The 17418-nt window shown below is 63.3% G+C and carries 16 protein-coding genes; 12 read left to right on the top strand and 4 right to left on the bottom strand.

Features of this window, described 5'->3' with window-relative positions; genetic code table 11:
• Positions 1-69: 69 nt before the first annotated feature.
• Both infC and thrS read right to left on the bottom strand, forming a co-directional pair.
• On the bottom strand, positions 70-624 hold the full coding sequence (gene infC, locus V6F88_RS00080) for a translation initiation factor IF-3 (protein ID WP_332608900.1): 555 nt from the start codon (positions 622-624) through the stop codon (positions 70-72).
• A gap of 20 nt (positions 625-644) precedes the next feature.
• On the bottom strand, positions 645-2597 hold the full coding sequence (thrS, locus tag V6F88_RS00075) for a threonine--tRNA ligase (protein WP_332607351.1): 1953 nt from the start codon (positions 2595-2597) through the stop codon (positions 645-647).
• A 560-nt stretch (positions 2598-3157) separates the two neighbouring features.
• Here thrS and V6F88_RS00070 point away from each other — a divergent pair.
• Positions 3158-3898 carry a response regulator transcription factor gene (locus V6F88_RS00070; protein WP_332607350.1) on the top strand — a complete coding sequence of 247 codons (741 nt, stop codon included), beginning with the start codon at positions 3158-3160 and terminating at the stop codon, positions 3896-3898.
• A gap of 23 nt (positions 3899-3921) precedes the next feature.
• Here the strand turns inward: V6F88_RS00070 and hemN are convergent, their stop codons facing one another.
• Positions 3922-5349, bottom strand: coding sequence for an oxygen-independent coproporphyrinogen III oxidase (gene hemN, locus V6F88_RS00065; RefSeq protein ID WP_332607349.1), 1428 nt, complete (start codon positions 5347-5349; stop codon positions 3922-3924).
• Positions 5350-5474: 125 nt separating this feature from the next.
• Here hemN and V6F88_RS00060 point away from each other — a divergent pair, with 125 nt between their 5' ends.
• From V6F88_RS00060 to V6F88_RS00015, 10 genes are all read left to right on the top strand, one after another.
• Positions 5475-5720 (top strand): hypothetical protein, encoded by a 246-nt coding sequence (locus V6F88_RS00060; RefSeq protein WP_332607348.1) that lies wholly within the window; start codon positions 5475-5477, stop codon positions 5718-5720.
• Positions 5721-5929: 209 nt separating this feature from the next.
• The gene (locus V6F88_RS00055) at positions 5930-6673 is read left to right on the top strand and encodes a FadR/GntR family transcriptional regulator (protein WP_332607347.1); all 744 of its coding nucleotides are present in this window, start codon (positions 5930-5932) and stop codon (positions 6671-6673) included.
• Positions 6670-7914: a Zn-dependent hydrolase gene (locus V6F88_RS00050; protein WP_332607346.1), complete on the top strand. Its 1245-nt coding sequence runs from the start codon at positions 6670-6672 to the stop codon at positions 7912-7914. The genes V6F88_RS00055 and V6F88_RS00050 overlap by 4 nt, the downstream gene beginning before the upstream one ends.
• A gap of 260 nt (positions 7915-8174) precedes the next feature.
• A complete protein-coding gene (locus tag V6F88_RS00045) occupies positions 8175-9749 on the top strand; it encodes an ABC transporter substrate-binding protein (RefSeq protein ID WP_332607345.1) in 1575 nt (524 codons plus the stop codon).
• 103 nt (positions 9750-9852) lie between these two features.
• A complete protein-coding gene (locus V6F88_RS00040; RefSeq protein WP_162941181.1) occupies positions 9853-10860 on the top strand; it encodes an ABC transporter permease in 1008 nt (335 codons plus the stop codon).
• Complete coding sequence (locus V6F88_RS00035) at positions 10857-11696, top strand: ABC transporter permease (protein ID WP_332607344.1); 840 nt, start codon at positions 10857-10859, stop codon at positions 11694-11696. The genes V6F88_RS00040 and V6F88_RS00035 overlap by 4 nt, the downstream gene beginning before the upstream one ends.
• A 9-nt stretch (positions 11697-11705) precedes the next feature.
• Positions 11706-13340, top strand: a complete 1635-nt coding sequence (locus V6F88_RS00030; protein ID WP_332607343.1) for an ABC transporter ATP-binding protein — start codon at positions 11706-11708, stop codon at positions 13338-13340.
• A 73-nt stretch (positions 13341-13413) separates the two neighbouring features.
• Positions 13414-13704: a cupin domain-containing protein gene (locus V6F88_RS00025; RefSeq protein ID WP_332607342.1), complete on the top strand. Its 291-nt coding sequence runs from the start codon at positions 13414-13416 to the stop codon at positions 13702-13704.
• A 19-nt stretch (positions 13705-13723) separates the two neighbouring features.
• A complete protein-coding gene (locus V6F88_RS00020) occupies positions 13724-14788 on the top strand; it encodes a histone deacetylase family protein (RefSeq protein ID WP_332607341.1) in 1065 nt (354 codons plus the stop codon).
• Between the two features lie 15 nt (positions 14789-14803).
• Positions 14804-15697: a DMT family transporter gene (locus V6F88_RS00015; RefSeq protein ID WP_332607340.1), complete on the top strand. Its 894-nt coding sequence runs from the start codon at positions 14804-14806 to the stop codon at positions 15695-15697.
• A 9-nt stretch (positions 15698-15706) separates the two neighbouring features.
• Here the strand turns inward: V6F88_RS00015 and V6F88_RS00010 are convergent, their stop codons facing one another.
• Entirely contained in the window at positions 15707-16732 is a 1026-nt protein-coding gene (locus tag V6F88_RS00010; RefSeq protein WP_332607339.1) for a LacI family DNA-binding transcriptional regulator, read from the bottom strand.
• Between the two features lie 133 nt (positions 16733-16865).
• On the opposite strand from V6F88_RS00010, the gene V6F88_RS00005 reads away from it, so the two are divergent.
• Positions 16866-17408, top strand: coding sequence for a TRAP transporter small permease (locus tag V6F88_RS00005; RefSeq protein WP_332607338.1), 543 nt, complete (start codon positions 16866-16868; stop codon positions 17406-17408).
• Positions 17409-17418: the final 10 nt, after the last annotated feature.

Raw genomic sequence — 17418 nt, 5'->3', positions numbered from 1 at the left:
CGGTCACGTGACGGACGGCGGGTCGGATGGGAAGCGGCCAAGCCTTCTTGCGAAGGCTATGGCTGGAACTTACGCGGCAGATTCAGGCTTGCCCGCAGCGGGCAGGGCCTTCTTCTTGGGCGCCAGCACCATGACCATCTGACGGCCTTCGAGCTTCGGCATGGCTTCGACCTGGGCAAGTTCCAGCAGATCGTCACGCACACGTTCAAGCACACGCATACCCAGTTCCTGGTGAGCCATTTCACGGCCACGGAAGCGCAGGGTCACCTTAGCCTTGTCGCCCTCTTCGAGGAAGCGGCGCAGGTTGCGCAGCTTGACTTGGTAGTCGCCCTCGTCGGTGGCCGGACGGAATTTGACTTCCTTGACCTGGATGACCTTCTGCTTGGAACGAGCTTCAGCTTGGCGCTTCTGCTCTTGGTACTTGAATTTACCGTAGTCCATCAAACGGCAGACCGGCGGCTCGGCGTTCGGCGCGATTTCCACCAGATCCACGTCGCTTTGCTCGGAAAGACGGAACGCGTCGGCAATCTTGACGATGCCCAGCTGTTCTCCGTCCAGACCTATCAGGCGCACCTCGGGGACGCGGATTTCACCGTTGATGCGATTGGCTTTTTCAGTGGCGATGTTGAAAGCTCCTAGAAATGTTAAGCAGCACTGCTATCAGGTTGATTGACGTCGCGACGGGCAGAAACATCCTCGGACAACCGCGCGACGAATTCGTCGTATGCGATGGCGCCAAGGTCCAATCCACCCAGACCGCGGACGGCTACGGTGCCGTTTTGCTTTTCCTTGTCGCCGACGACAAGAATGTACGGCACCTTTTGCAGGCTGTGCTCCCGGATTTTACGAGTGATTTTTTCACCGCGCAAATCGGACTCTACTCTAAAGCCTTGTTTTTTCAGGCTTTGTGTTATTTCAGCCGCATAATCGGCCGAAGGTTCAGAAATGCAGCATACAACGGCTTGCACCGGGGCCAGCCAAGGCGGCATCGCGCCGGCATGGTTTTCGATCAACATGCCGATGAAACGCTCAAGCGATCCCAGGATGGCACGGTGCAGCATGACGGGCGGACGACGCTGGTCGTTCTGGTCAACATACTCTGCACCAAGGCGCACGGGCATGGAGAAGTCGACCTGAATGGTACCGCATTGCCAGTGGCGGCCGATGGCGTCTTTCAGGGTGTATTCCACCTTGGGACCGTAAAACGCACCTTCCCCGGGGGAAATCTCGAATTCGCAACCCGTGCGGCGCAGGCTTTCCATCAGCGCCTGCTCGGCCGTATCCCAGACTTCGTCCGAGCCGATGCGCTTTTCAGGACGCGTGGCGACCTTGTACAGCACTTCGGTAAAGCCGAAATCGCGATAAACCCTCTGCAGCAGGGCCGTGAAGTCCGCGCATTCGTCTTGCAGTTGCTCTTCGGTACAGAAGATGTGGCCATCATCCTGCGTGAACCCGCGCACGCGCATCATGCCGTGCAGCGAACCCGACGGTTCATTGCGGTGGCACTGGCCGAATTCGCCATAGCGCAGCGGCAGTTCGCGATAGGAATGCAGGCCGGCGTTAAAAATCTGCACGTGGCCCGGGCAGTTCATCGGCTTCAGGCCATAGACGCGGTTCTCGGACTCGGTCGTGAACATGTTTTCACGATAGTTGTCCCAGTGGCCCGTCTTCTTCCACAGCGAAATATCAAGAATCTGCGGCGCCTTGACTTCCTGGTAGCCGTTGTTGTTGTAGACGGCGCGCATGTATTGCTCGACCTGCTGCCACAACGCCCAGCCCTTGGGATGCCAGAAAATCAAGCCCGGCGCTTCGTCCTGGAAGTGGAACAGGTCAAGTTCGCGGCCGATCTTGCGGTGGTCGCGGCGCTCGGCCTCTTCCAGCATGTGCAGGTAGGCTTCCTGTTCTTCCTTGGTGGCCCAGGCCGTGCCATAGATGCGCTGAAGCATCTCGTTCTTGCTGTCGCCGCGCCAGTAGGCGCCGGCTACCTTCATCAGCTTGAACACTTTCAGCTTGCCGGTGGACGGCACGTGGGGGCCGCGGCACAGGTCGATGAAATCGCCTTCGCGATACAGGCTCAGGGGCTCGTTGGACGGGATCGACGCGATGATCTCGGCCTTGTACTTTTCGCCGATACCCTTGAAGAATTCAACGGCGTCATCGCGCGACCATTCTTCACGCGTGACGACCTCATCCTTCTTGGCGAGCTCGGCCATCTTCTTTTCGATGGCGACCAGATCGTCGGGCGTGAACGGGCGCTTGTACGAGAAGTCGTAGTAGAAGCCGTTGTCGATCACCGGACCAATGGTGACCTGGGCGTCGGGGAACAGCTCCTTCACGGCATAGGCCAGCAAGTGGGCCGTCGAGTGCCGGATCAGATCCAGGCCATCGGCGTCCTTGGCGGTCACGATTGCCAGGCGCGCATCGCCTTCGATGCGATAGCTTGTGTCGACCAGCTTGGACGACTCGCCTTCAAACGTCACGCGGCCGCCCAAGGCGGCCTTGGCCAGGCCCGTACCGATCGATTGAGCCACTTCAGCGACCGTAACCGGCCCCGGATATTGGCGTTGCGAACCATCGGGCAATGTGATCTGTACCATCGGGAGTGCTTCCTGGGGTTCTTGGAACGAGAAAAAATCAATGAACGAAAACGAAAAACGCGGCCTGATAGCCGCGTTTTCTGGTTGTCTTGCTGAGTCTTACCGCTGACCTGACACGGTGAAACCCGACGCACGAAAAACTAACGCGACATAGGGCGAAAGTTCCGGGTCGTAGTTCGTGCCAGCAGGAAAAACATGATTCTGAGCCTGTTCAAACGCGCCGGGACGGCGCGTTACAAGGTTGCGCGATCGATACCAACCAAAACCGGGCCGGGAACACCCCGACCTCCAACGGATCGACCGAAATTAACGTGTCGATTGTAGCACCCTTTGCGCCTTTTCCGGGCGGCAGTCAAGCGAATATGCCCACTCTTGCGGCAGATTGAATGCTTGTTCAAGGGTGCAACGGTCCGATATTCGGGTGATTCCGGTCCGGACAGGCTTTCGAAAACGTAACCTTCCATCGCAAATTTATGACCAGGCGCGGAGCGTGCTCCGGACTTCAACTCTGGCCGAGAAAAAGCGCGACGCGGTTCGCGCTACCGGCTTGTGGAGCATCGATGAAAGCTGTCCCAATACGTGTGACCAAAGCAGCCTCTATTTCCAACCCGCCACGCTGCGGCGAAGGCGTGCGCACCGGCGCGCGCAGGCATATGCTGCTGTCGCGGCTGCCGTCGGTGATCAAGGTGGCAATACTCGACGACCATCCCGTCGTTGCCCTTGGCGTGGGCGCATACCTTGAAAGCCGCCCCGGCTTTCGGGTGCTGCACCGAGAGACATCGGCGCGCGAAATGCTTGATAAGCTGCGTCATACGCCCTGTGACGTGGCGCTGGTGGATTTTTATCTACCCCAGGAACCCTGGGACGGCGTCAACTTCCTGCGGCGGCTACGGCGGCACCACCCTGCCCTGGCCCTCATCACGTTTTCGGCGGGGAACCGGCAGGAAACGCAATACGCGGCGTATCGCGCGGGCGCCAACGGCTATCTGGCCAAGCAATGGGGAATGGTGTTGCTGCCCGAAATCATCCGAGCCGTACTCAGCAACAAAAAGACCTTTCTTTCCGTGCAGGACGGCAAGGTCCGCCCCGTGCTGCCCGACCATCCCCACGCGACGCTGACCACATCCGAAATCGAGATCCTGCGCCATATCAGCCAGGGCCTGTCGGTCACTCAGATTGCGGCGCGCCTGTCGCGCAGCAAAAAGACGATCAGCACCCACAAGCGACGCGCGATGCAAAAACTGCAACTGGCCGATGATCTGTCGCTGGCCCTATACCTGCGCGAGAAGTTCGCGGAATGAGCCCAACCCGCACAGGCGCCGCGTCAGATGATGCGGGAATAGCTGGCGCCGCTGACGGCGCTGCCCAGGTACCCGTCGAACGCCATGGCGACGGCGCGCACGAAATACCAGCCCAGCCCGGTCACCTCGACTTCGCCCGCACGCAGATTGACCAGGCCCAATTCAGCCAGGTTCGCCATTTGCAGCAATTCGCGGCTGAAGTAGTCGCCAAAGCGCACGCCGTGGCGCGCCTCGACGGCGGCGAAGTCCACCCGGCCCTGGCACATGACGTCCATGATGACGTCCCGCCTTACCAGGTCGTCGCTGGACAGGGCAAGCCCGCGTTCCACCGCGAAATGGCCGGATTCGATTGCGCCGTAATACGCGTCCAGCACCTTTGCGTTCTGGCTGTACGTGTTGCCGATGCGGCCGATGGCCGACACGCCCAGCGCGACCAGGTCCCGATCGGGCTGAGTGCTATAGCCCTGAAAATTCCGGTGCAACTGGCCGCGCTGCTTGGCGATTGCCAGCGCGTCGGTGTTCAGCGCGAAATGGTCCATGCCGATGTACGTGTAGCCCTGCTGCAGAAAGCCGTCGATGGCCGCGCCAAGCAGGCCCACCCGGGTCTCGCGGTTAGGCAGGTCCGCTTCATGGATGCGGCGTTGGGGCTTGAAGCGTTCGGGCAGGTGCGCGTAGGCGTACAGCGCAATGCGGTCGGGCCGCAACGCCACCACCTGCTTGATCGTACGCGCGAACGATTCCGCGGTTTGCAGCGGCAGCCCGTAGATCAGGTCCATGTTGACCGAGTCGTAGCCCAGCGCCCGCGCGCTTTGCATCAGCGCCCGGACGTCGTCGAAAGACTGCACCCGATGCACCGCCTTTTGCACCCGCTCGTCAAAATCCTGCACGCCGAAGCTCAGGCGGTTAAAGCCCAACTGGCGAAGGTGCGCCAGACGCTGCGGCGTGGCCGTGCGAGGATCGACTTCGATGGAAATCTCGGCATCGCTCTCGAACCGGAACGCCGATCTTAGGTCCTGCATCAAGCGGGTCAATTCCGCGTCGGACAGGAAGGTGGGCGTGCCGCCGCCAAAGTGCAGTTGCGACACCGGTACGCCCGGGCCCAGCTCCGTCACGTGCAACGCGATTTCTTGCGCCAGCGCCTCCAGGTAGCGCACCGCGCGGTCGTGATGACGCGTCACCACCTTGTTGCACGCGCAGTAATAGCAAACCGAATCGCAGAACGGAATGTGCACATATAGCGACAGCGGCTCGGCCCCACCGTTGGCGCGGCGCTGACGCAGCGCGGCGCGGTAGTCCTGTTCGCCAAAATTGCCGTGATAGCGGTCGGCGGTGGGATACGAGGTGTAGCGTGGCCCGTTCTTGTCCAGCCTCGCCAGCAATCGAGGGGGAAAGAACGGTTCGGCGGCGGCAGGCGCGGGCGATGAAACGATGGGGCTTAGGGCGGCTTGCATACCTTGGATTATTCGCCCTTGCGGGCAGCCGCAGCTTGATCTGGCGCAAACGCGGCAGCGTCTTGGCCGCGCGCCGAGTCACGCCCGTAAAATGCGGCTTTCACGTTGCACAACAAGGACGCCTCATGGGCACTGAACTGGACGGCCGCCTGCTGGCCATGCGCCAGGCGGTGGCAATTGCCATCGCCCTTTCCACCCGCAGCAGCCCGCAAGCCACCGACATGGCGCTGGAACTGCTTAACGACCTGAAGGCCGGCATGGACAACGCCCCGTCCGACAGCCCCTTCGACAAGCCCGAATGGGTGGTAGGCGCCCAGGACGAACTGGACGGTATCGCGCGCCTGGTCCGCGCCTTTACGAACGAGCCCTGAACGGGGCACGCAAGGAAGGGGCGCTGGTGCAACGCCATCGCCCGCTTCAGGGCAAGCGCACAGCTTCCTAGCTGGCCTGACCACCGGATAGGAAGGCGTAGATTCCCTCTGATCGTTTTCCCTGAAAACGCAAATTTCCCCTTCTATTTCAATAACGGCGTGCCTATATTGGTGGCCTGACCACCAGGCCATGACAACCCCACGCCACGATGAGCACCTTTCAGGCTGTCGCCGCCACCCGCTTGTACCGAATGATTGCCGACCAGATTGCCGGCCGCATCCGGGCGGGTGATTTCTTACGCGGTGCGCGCCTGCCTTCCGAACGCGAACTGGCCGAACAACTGCAGGTGAGTCGGGCGTCGATCCGCGAAGCACTGATCGCCCTGGAAATCGAAGGCTACGTCGAGGTGCGCGTGGGCACCGGCGTATTTGTCACCACCTCGCCGGACGGCGCCGCGTTTCCCGCAACGGCCAGCCTGGGCGGGCCGGCCTTGACCGAACAGGACGACATCGGGCCGTTCGACCTGCTAGAAGCCCGCATGCTGATCGAACCGGAGTGCGCGGCGCTGGCCGCGCACCAGGCCACGCCCGCGCAAATTGCCGGTATCCGCGATGCCCATGCCGCCATGTCGCTGACCGACTCGCCCGGCCGCCACGACCGCGCGTTCCACAGCGCCATCGGCGCCGCCTGCGGCAACGCGGCGCTGGCGTCAGCCGTGGCGCACCTGTGGAATCTAAGCCAGTCCAGCTCGCTGTATAGCCGCATGCAGGACTATTTCGTCACGACGCAGGCGTGGGTCGCCGCCCATGCCGAGCATCAACGCATCCTGAACGCCATCACGGCGCGAGACCCGATTCGCGCGCGCCACGCCATGCACACGCACCTGCTTGGCATCCTGGCGCGCCTGCGCGAAGACTTCGATCCCCTTACCGACCATCGAGGCAACACATGACTACGTCTACCCTGTCCATCAACGGCCAACGCCTGTGGCAGTCGCTGATGGACCTGGCGCGCATCGGCGCCACGCCTAAAGGCGGCAACTGTCGATTGGCGCTGACCGCGCTGGACGGCCAAGGCCGCGACCTTGTCACCGGCTGGATGCGCGATGCCGGCATGACCGTGCGGGTGGACCAGGTGGGCAACATCTTTGCGCGCCGCGCCGGCCGCAATAACGACCTGCCACCCGTCATGACCGGCAGCCACATCGATACGCAACCCACGGGCGGCAAGTTCGACGGCTGCTACGGCGTGCTGGCAGGTCTTGAAGTGATGCGCACGCTGAACGACGCCGGCGTCCAGACAGAAGCGCCGCTGGAAGTGGCGATCTGGACCAACGAGGAAGGCTCGCGCTTCGTGCCCGTGATGATGGGGTCCGGCGTATTCGCCGGCAAGTTCACATTGGAAACCGCGCTGTCGGCCCGCGATGCGCAGGGCATATCGGTACGCGATGAGCTGGCCGTGATCGGATATGCGGGCACCGACCCGGTTGGCGGGCGCCCGGTGGACGCGTACTTCGAGGCCCATATCGAACAGGGCCCCATCCTTGAACACGAAGAAAAGACCATCGGCGTCGTGACCGGCTCGCTGGGCCTGCGCTGGTACGACATCACAGTGACCGGCATGGAGATGCACGCGGGACCCACGCCGATGGCAATCCGCCGCGACGCGCTCTTTGCGGCCAGCTTTCTGGTGCAGACCGTCATCAACATCGCCAACGCGCACCAGCCGCATGGGCGCGGGACCGTGGGCGAGATTCACGCGTATCCGGGATCGCGCAACGTCATTCCCGGCCAGGTCCGCTTTACCGCCGACCTGCGCCACGAAGACGAAGCCACGTTGACGCGCATGGACCAGCAATGGCGCCGGGCTTGCGACGACATTGCGGTGGCCCATGGCGTGAAGGTGGACTTGAAAGACGTGCAGTATTTCCGCCCCACGCCGTTTGATACCGACCTGGTGGACAAGGTGCGGCAAGGCGCCGCCAGCCGCGGCCTGCCCGCGATGAACATCGTGACGGGCGCGGGCCACGACGCCGTCTACATGGCCGCGGTGGCGCCCACCGCCATGATCTTCGTGCCCTGCAAAGACGGCATCAGCCACAACGAAATTGAGGACGCGCAACCCGAGCATCTGGAAGCCGGCTGCAACGTCCTGCTTGACGCCATGGTGGCGCGGGCCAACGCCGCAAGATAGCGGCAGCTGTTTCTTCGCGGATCGCCGCGCGGCCGACGCCGACGTCTCCACGTCTTTCGGCACGCCGCGCGTGCACCGCCGATTTCGCCGCATTGGTGCGCGGCCTGCCTTACCCAGCACCTGTACGAAGCATGGCGGTAGCGGCTTTACCTGTAATACCCCTGAGAAACCCAGGTGGCACAAGGTTTGCTTGTCAAAGCACGGCATCGGCCGCGCAGCGGCGGTCACCTGTCAGTCCCTTTCCAGCCCGGAGGCTCGCAGTGAAATCGAAGAAATGGTTCTCCCTAAGCATCGGCGCATTGGTCCTTGCGGCCGCGCTACCCGCCTCGCAAGCCTTGGCCCAGACCAAAGGCGGCACGCTGAACATGATCGTGCAGCCCGAGCCGCCCGTGATTGTCACGGCCATCAACCAGCAAGGCCCCACGCAGTTCGTCGCAGGCAAGATCTATGAAAGCCTGCTGACCTATTCCACAGACCTGAAGCCGCAGCCCGGCCTGGCCAAGTCATGGGAAGCGGCGGCCGACGGCCTGACCTACACGTTCCACCTGCAAGACAACGTCAAGTGGCATGACGGCAAGCCGTTCACGTCGGAAGACGTGGTGTTCTCGCTTTCCGAAATGCTGCCCAAGACGCATGCCCGCGCCCGCGTCATCCTGAACAAGTTTGTCGATTCGGTGACCGCCCCGGACGCAAAAACCGTGGTGATCAAGCTGAAGACGCCCTTCCCCGCGTTCATGCTGATGTTCGAACCCGGCTTTGCGCCCATGATGCCCAAGCATCTGTACGCCGGCACGGACTTCATGACCAATCCGGCCAACCAGAAGCCCGTGGGCACCGGCCCGTTCATGTTCAAGGAATGGAAGCGCGGCGAATACATCAAGCTGACGCGCAACCCCGATTACTGGAAGCCCGGCAAGCCGTATCTGGACGAACTGGTGTTCAACGTGATTCCCGACGCAGCCTCGCGCGCCGTCGCGTTCGAACGCGGCAGCGTGGACGTGCTGCGCGGCGGCGATGTGGACAACGTCGACATCAAGCGCCTGCGCGCCCTGCCCAAGGTGGAATACACCACCGCCGGCTGGGAAATGTTCTCGCCGCAGGCCTACCTGATCTTCAACATGCGCAAGCCTCCGTTCGACAACCTGAAGGTGCGTCAGGCCATCATGGCCGCGATGAACCGCAACATGGTGGTCAACAATATTTTCTTCGGCCTGGGCAAGGTGTCCACCAGCCCCTTCGTGACGACCGAGATGTTCTACGACAAGAACATGCCGGCGATGCCGTTCGACATGAAAAAGGCGCGCGCGCTGATCAAGGAATCGGGCATCAAGCCCGAGGACTACACCATTCGCCAACTGAGCTTTCCGTACGGTTCCACCTGGGATCGCCTGGGCGAGTACACCAAGCAGGCCCTGGAACAGCTGGGCTTCAAGGTCAACGTGGAATCCACCGACGCGGGCGGCTGGGCCAGCCGCACGGGCAACTGGGACTTTGACCTGACCACCACGTTCACCTACCAGTACGGCGACCCCGCGCTGGGCGTACAGCGGCTGTATATCTCGTCGAACATCGTCAAGGGTTCGCCGTTTGCCAACGTGCAGGGCTACAGCAACCCCGAGACCGACAAGCTATGGGAAGCCGCCGCCTCTGAAGTTGACCCGGCCAAGCGCCAGGAAATCTACACCAAGCTGCAAACCACGCTGGTCAATGACGTGGCCAACGGCTACCTGGTGGATATGGAATTCCCGACCCTGTACCGCGCCAACGTGAAGAACCTGGTCAAGACCGCGATCGGGTTGAACGACTCGTTCGACGACGTCTACATCGAAAAGTAAGCGCAGCAAGACGCCGCCGCAAAGCCCTTGCGGCGGCGGATCCCGGCAGCGCATGGGCGCGCCCCCTGGCCGCCCGCGTTCAGCCCGAGAGGACATCCCAAGCATGAAATTCCTTTCCTTTTTCCTGTCCCGCGTCGGCAAGGCCCTGGTGGTCGTGCTGGGCGTGGTGATCATCAATTTCTTTTTGATCCGGCTGGCGCCCGGCGACCCGGCCGCCGTGCTGGCGGGCCAGGCCGGCGCGGGCGATGCCGCCTACGTCGATCAATTGCGCGTGGCATTCGGCCTGGACAAACCCATCCTGACGCAGCTGATGCTGTACCTGAAAGGCGTGGTCCAGCTGGACCTGGGCTTCTCGTACCGCAACCACGTCCCCGTGCTGGACCTGATCGTTGAACGCCTGCCCGCCACATTCCTGCTGATGTCCTGCGCTTTTTTGTTTTCCATCGTGCTGGGTGTCTTCCTGGGCGTGGTCGCGGCCAAGGCGCGTTACCGCAACAAGCGCCGCTGGATCGACAGTTCGGTGATGACCGGCGCGCTGCTGCTGTACGCCACGCCGCTGTTCTGGCTGTCGTTGATGGGCATTCTGCTGTTCTCCGTCGTGCTGGGCTGGCTGCCCGCCTTCGGCATGGAAACCGTCGGCTCGGGCCTGACCGGCTGGGCGCGCGCATCCGACATCGCCCAACACCTGATCCTGCCCACCGTCACCCTGGGTTGCTTCTTCATGGCCGTGTACGTGCGGCTGACGCGGGCGTCGATGTTGGAAGTGATTGGCATGGACTTCGTGAAAACGGCGCGAGCCAAGGGCGTCAGCCCCAGCCGGGTAATCCGCGTGCACGTGCTGCGCAACGCGCTGCTGCCCGTCATTACGTTCGCCGGCATCCAGCTGGGCCAGATGGCCGGCGGCGCGGTGCTGACCGAAACCGTGTTTGCCTGGCCGGGCATCGGGCGCCTGATGTTCGACGCCCTGCTCCAGCGCGACTACCAATTGCTGCTGGGCATCTTCCTGGTCACATCAATCATGGTGGTGGTGTTCAACCTGCTGACCGATGTGTTGTACCGCCTGATTGATCCGCGTATCGCCGCGGGCGCGCAGCAAGGAGCCGCCGCATGAAAGCTTTTGCCAGACGTTATATGCGCAACTACGGCGCGGTGGCGGGTCTTGCCATCATGCTGGTCGTGGTCATTGTGGCGCTGGCCGCGCCGCTGCTGTATGAAGAGTCCCCCTGGATGATGGTGGCCGACCCGCTGATTCCGCCATTCACGAACGCTGACTTCCCGTTCGGCACCGACATGCTGGGGCGCGACATCACCGCCGGCCTGGTGTGGGGCGCGCGGGTGTCCTTGATGGTGGGCCTGCTGTCAACGGCGGTGGCGCTGCTGTTCGGCATTCTGGTCGGCTCGGTGGCGGGCTACTGCGGTGGCCGCGTGGACGACGCGCTGATGCGCTTCACCGAGTTCTTCCAGACCATTCCGCAACTGGCGATGGCCGTTGTGTTGGTGGCCATCCTGAGCCCGTCGGTCTATTCCATCATGGGCGCGATCGCCGTCGTGTCCTGGCCACCCGCCGCGCGGCTGGTGCGCTCTGAATTCATGACGCTCAAGCAGCGCGAATTTGTCCAGGCGGCCATCGTCATTGGCCAGACGCCGGCGCGCATCGTCAGCACGCAGATTCTGCCCAACGCCATGTCGCCCATCATCGTGTCGGCCTCGTTCATGGTAGCCACCGCCATCCTGACGGAATCGTCCTTGTCCTTCCTGGGCCTGGGCGACCGCAACCTGATGAGCTGGGGCTTCATGATCGGCGCGGCGCGCACGATGATCCGCGAAGCCTGGTGGATGAGCGTGTGGCCCGGGGTGGCCATCCTGCTGACGGTGCTGGCCATCAACCTGATCGGCGAAGGCCTGAACGATGCCTTGAACCCCCAACTGCGCAAGCGCGGCGAATAGGAGGCCAACATGACGACCGAAGCCACGCCCTTGCTGTCCATCCAGAACCTGAGTATCGCGCTGCCTCGCGGCGGCGACCGGCCCTTTGCCGTGCAAGACGTTTCCTACGACATCCGCGCCGGCGAAATCCTGTGCATCGTGGGCGAATCCGGATCGGGTAAATCCATGAGCGCCAACGCCATCATGGGCCTGCTGCCGGACTACCTGACGCCGCAGCAGGGCCGCATCCTGTTCCGTGGCAAGGACCTGTTGCAGCAAGACGAAGCCACGTTGCAAGCCATGCGCGGCAAAGACATGGCGATGATCTTCCAGGAACCGCTGTCGGCGCTGAACCCGCTGATGACCGTGGGCGAACAGATCAGCGAAGTCATGCGCGTACACGACGCCTACCCGGGCGCCCAGCGCATGAAGCGCACGCTTGAACTGCTGGATTTCGTGGGGTTGCCGGACCCGGCCACGCTGTATCACGTGTATCCCTTCCGGCTATCCGGCGGCCAGCGCCAACGCGTGATGATCGCCATGGCCCTGGCGCTGGAGCCGGCCCTGCTGATCGCCGACGAGCCCACCACGGCGCTGGACGTCACCACGCAGGCGCAGATCCTGGCGCTGATCGCGCGCATTCAGAAAGAGAAAGGCATGGGCGTGATGTTCGTCACGCACGATTTCGGGGTGGTGGCCGAAATTGCCCACCGCGTCGCCGTCATGGAAAAAGGCGTGCTGGTGGAGCAAGGCCCCGCCGACGAAGTCCTGAACCGCCCGCGCCACCCGTACACGCAGCGGCTGATCGCGGCGGTGCCGCATCGGCGTGGCGAAGAACGCGTGGCCACCGCCAATGACGCGCCCGTGCTGGAAGTGAAAGACCTGAAGAAAACCTACGTCATTGGCCATGGCTGGCTGGGCGGCAAGCGCGAAGTGCATGCGGTGGACGGCGTCAGCTTCAGCGTCCGGCGCGGTGAAACGTTGGGCATAGTCGGCGAATCCGGTTCAGGCAAGTCCACCATCGGCAAGTGCCTGCTGAAGCTGGTGGGCATCAACGGCGGGCAACTGATCTTCAATGGCCAGGATATTGCCGCAATGTCCGAATCGCGCTTTCGCCCATTGCGCCACGATATCCAGATGATCTTCCAGGACCCTTTTGCCTCGCTCAACCCGCGCCACACCGTGGGCCGCATCATCAGCGACGGGCCCGTAGCCAACGGCGTGCCGCGCGCCAAGGCCGAGGCGCGTGTGCGCGAATTGCTGTCGCTGGTAGGGCTGGACCCGTCCGCCTTCGACCGCTACCCCAACCAGTTTTCGGGTGGGCAACGCCAGCGCATCGGCATCGCGCGGGCGCTGGCGCTGGAACCCAAGGTGCTGGTGGCCGATGAATCGGTGTCGGCGCTGGACGTCTCGGTGCAGGCGCAGGTGCTGCAACTGCTGCATGACTTGCAGCAGCGCTTGCAGATCGCGCTGGTGTTCATCACCCATGATTTGCGGGTCGCGGCGCAAATCTGCAATTCCGTGTTGGTGATGCACCGTGGCAAAGTCGTGGAATACGGTTCCCCGACCCAGATTTTCGACAAGCCACAGCATGCCTACACGCGTCAGCTGATTGCCGCCGTGCCCGGCCAACACTGGGATCCCACGCAGGCGACAATGGCCTGACCGCCGCCGCCGACACCGACACCGACACCGACACCGACACCACGACACCATGACAACTTCAGGAGCTTCCCCCGTGCAACGCCCCGCCGCCGTTCCCACCGTGCAGATCGACAACGACCGCGTCACCGTCACTGAATGGCGCTTTCCGCCCGGCGGTGAAACCGGGTGGCACCGCCACGGCATGAACTACGTGGTGGTGCCACAAACCACCGGCCCGCTGTTGCTTGAAACGCCCGACGGCGAGGTCACCAGCCAGCTCACCACCGGCATCGCCTACTATCGACCGGTTGGCGTTGAGCACAACGTCATCAACCCGAGCGACACCGAATTCGTTTTTGTCGAAATCGAAATCAAACAGGCTTGACGCGTCAGCGAGGACCACCATGAAGGCGTTTTTCTCGGAAGAACAATTGCTGCACACCCCGCAGCAGTTCATGCGCTTGGGGCGGATCAGCGCCCCTACCGATCTGCCGTCCCGCGCGGAAAGCCTGCAAGGCGCCCTGACGGCGCGCGGCATCCCCGTGCAAGCGCCTTCGGACTATGGCCGCAAACCGCTGGAAAGCATCCATAGCGCCGACTACCTGAACTTTCTGGAATCCGCCTACACGCGCTGGCAGTCGTTGAAGGCGCCCGGCGTGGACCCGGGCCCGGAAGTGTTGCCCAACCTTTCGCCTTACTACAACGGCCGGGTCGAACAGGCGGGGCGCGGGCCCTGCCCCTCTCCGTCCATCGTGGCGCAAGCGGGGTACTACCTAAGCGATTTGTCTTGCCCCATCGGGCCGCAGACGTGGCGTTCGGCGCTGCGGTCCACGCACAGCGCGGTGGCGGCCGCCGATCACGTTGCCGGCACGTCCGGCATGGCGTACGCGCTGTGCCGGCCGTCGGGCCACCACGCCCATCGGGATCGCGCCGGCGGCTTTTGTTATTTGAACAGCAGCGCGGCGGCGGCCAGCCGCCTGCTACAGACCTGGTCCAAAGTGGCGGTGCTGGATGTGGACGCCCACCATGGCGACGGCACGCAGAACATCTTCTACCAGCGCGCGGACGTAATGACGGTGTCGCTGCACGCGGACCCCGGCGCCTACTACCCTTTCTATACCGGCTACGCGGAAGAACGCGGCCACGGCGCGGGCGAAGGCTACAACCTGAACCTGCCGCTGGCGCACGGTTCAGGCAACGCCCCCTTCCTGGCCGCGCTGGACACCGCGCTGACAGCGCTGTCCGGTTACGCACCGCAGGCGCTGGTGCTGGCGTTAGGCTTCGACACCTACAAGGATGACCCCATCAGCGTGCTGAAGCTGGACATCGACGCGTACCGGGACATCGGCGCGCGCGTGGCCGGCTTGCGCTTGCCCACCGTCGTCGTGCAGGAAGGCGGCTACATGGTGCAGGCGATCGGCCCCGCGCTGGACGCGTTCCTGCAAGGCCTGGGCCACGCCGGCGCTTGACGCGCGGCAAGCACCATGGCCTCCGTTTCCGCTGCCGTCCTGCCTACGCCCGCCGCCTCGCGCAATGCCGGCATCCTGCTGTTCTTCGCCGCGCTGGTGGCCTTTGCCACCTTTGACGCGGGGTCCAAGCACATGCTGGAACGCTACCCCGCGCCGTTCCTGAACGTGATGCGGTATCTGGCGGTGATCGTTCTGGCCGTCACCATGCTGTGGCGGCATGGCAGCGGGATGCGCCTGCGCGATGCCCCGGAAAAACCCCTGCTGGTGCTGCGCGGCGTCACGCTGGCCACGGTGGCCACGTGCTTCATGACCGCACTGATCTGGATGCCGCTGTCGGAAGCCACCGCCATCTACTTCACGTCGCCGCTCATCATGGTGGCGCTGTCGCCGTGGCTGCTGGGCGAACGCGTGCGCCCCGTGCAATGGTTGGCGGTGGCCGTGGGGTTTGCCGGCATGCTGCTGATTGTGCGGCCCGGCGCCGACCTGCCGCTGTTGGGCACGCTGTTGATGGCCGTGTCCGCGATCTGCTACGCGATCTTCCAGGTTTTGACACGCAAGCTGTCGAGCAAGGTGCCCGGGCCGGTGCAGTACGCGTATACGGCGATCATCTGCCTGATCGTCACGGCGCTACCGGCGCCCTTCTTTCTGCCCGAGCCCTGGCCCACGCCCGCCGATACCGCGATCATCATCGCGCTGGGCGCATGCAGCGGCCTGGCGCAGGTGTTGTTGATTGCCGCATTCCAACGGGTCTCGGCAGCGACCCTGGCGCCGTTGAACTATTTTCAGCTGCTGCTGGCCGTGCTGTTCAGCACCTTCTGGTTCCAGCGCCCGCCCGACACGCTGGCGTTGGCGGGCATGGCGCTGATCATGGCCTCGGGCGTGTTCCTGGCCATGCGCCGCGCAAGCTAGCGCCGTCGTTCAGCTGGTTTCGCGCTGCACCAGCGTAAAGCCCAGGTCTACGTGCCGCTGGGCGATAGGCTCGCCCGCCAGATGCTGCATCAGCAAGCCCGCAGCCGACACGCCGATCTGGTAGCGCGGCGTGGCGATCGTGGACAGCGGCGGCGTCGTCCACGCCGTGCCCGCCAGGTCGTGAAAGCCGATCAGGGCCATCTGCTCGGGTACGCGCACGCACAGCCTGCCGCACTGAAACACCGCGCCTTGGGCCAGGTCATCGTTGCAGAAGAAGACGGCATCGCAATCTGGATGCTGCTGTCGCAAGGATTCCAGCAACGACGCCCCCAGACTGATCGACGACTTTTCCGGGGTCATGATCTCCAGCGTGGCGTCGTAGCAACCCGCATCGCGCAACGCCTGTCGCGCCCCTTCGCAGCGGCGCAACGAACGTGGGTCCAACTGCGCGCCGATGATGCCGATACGGCGGCGGCCACGTTCCACCAGATGGCGGCAGGCGGCATAGCCGGAATCAAACTGCGAGAAACCGACGCTCATGTCGTCGGCGCCCGCCAGCGTTTCGATGGTATGCACCGTGGCCATGTGGTGCGTGCGCAGCAAGGCCCAGGTGCCCGGGTTGTGGTCGATGCCGGTCAGGATCAAGCCGTCCGGCGAATGCTGTAGATATTTGCGCAGCAAGGCTTCTTCGGCATCCGGCGAATAGCCCGTCACCCCGATCAGCATGTGATAGCCATGCTGGTCCAGCACTTCCTTGATGCCCGAAATGATGTCCACGAACACCACGTTGCTAAGCGACGGGATCAGCACCACGATGGTCTGCGAGCGGGCCGAAGCCAGCGCGCTGGCGGCATGGTTGGGCACGTACCCCAGTTCCTGGCACACGCGCGCGATGCGCAGGCGCAGCGCCTCGGCCACTTTGTCCGGTGTGCGCAACGCGCGCGACACGGTGATGGCGCTGACGCCGGCGCGTCGCGCCACCTCTTGCATGGTGACGCGGCCAGCGTGCGAACTTCGGGGTTTACGGATGGACATTGGCCTTCGTGGTCGGGTGGGAAGCGCGTAGTCTGACGCAAAAAACAGGGGCTTGCCAAAAGCGAAATGTTAGCGCTAACATCCGCCAAAGCATAAGCGAAAAAAGCCCAGAAAAACCGGGCAGGAGACAAACATGCAAGCCTTCCCTTCCGGGCCGCGCGGCGGTTCGCCGCTGGCCCGTGCCGCCGATTGGTGTTTTGCATTGCAGACCTGGCTGATGGTGGCCTGTCTGGTCGTCATGGTCGTGCTGCTGTTCGGCAACGTGGCGCTGCGCTATCTGTTCAATTCCGGCATCAACGCGTCTGACGAGGTATCCCGCCTGGCTTTTGTCTGGCTGATCTTCCTGGGCGCCGTCATTGCGTTGCGCGAACACCAGCACATCGGCGTCACCATGCTGGTCGAGCGTTTCGGACCCGCTGCGCGCCGTGTGTCTCACATCTTTTGCCAGCTGCTGGTGCTGTGGGTGCTGTGGCTGATGGCGCAGGGCAGCTGGGTGCAGACCGTGATCGGCATGGACACCGTGCTGCCGGTCACCGGCATGCGCCTGGCGGTGTTCAACACGGCGGCGCTGTACGCGTCCGTGGCCATGGGAATCCTGACCGTCATTGATCTGGTTCGTGTGCTGGCCGGCGGCCCTTTGCCGGCGGAATCCAGCCCCGAAGACCCGCTGGTCTGACCCGGGCCAC

Origin of the sequence: Achromobacter sp. ESBL13, from assembly GCF_036668755.1 — a bacterium.
GTDB lineage: Bacteria > Pseudomonadota > Gammaproteobacteria > Burkholderiales > Burkholderiaceae_B > Achromobacter.
The sequence above is the reverse complement of the archived record's forward strand: the minus strand, read 5'-3'. Positions and strand labels throughout refer to the sequence as shown.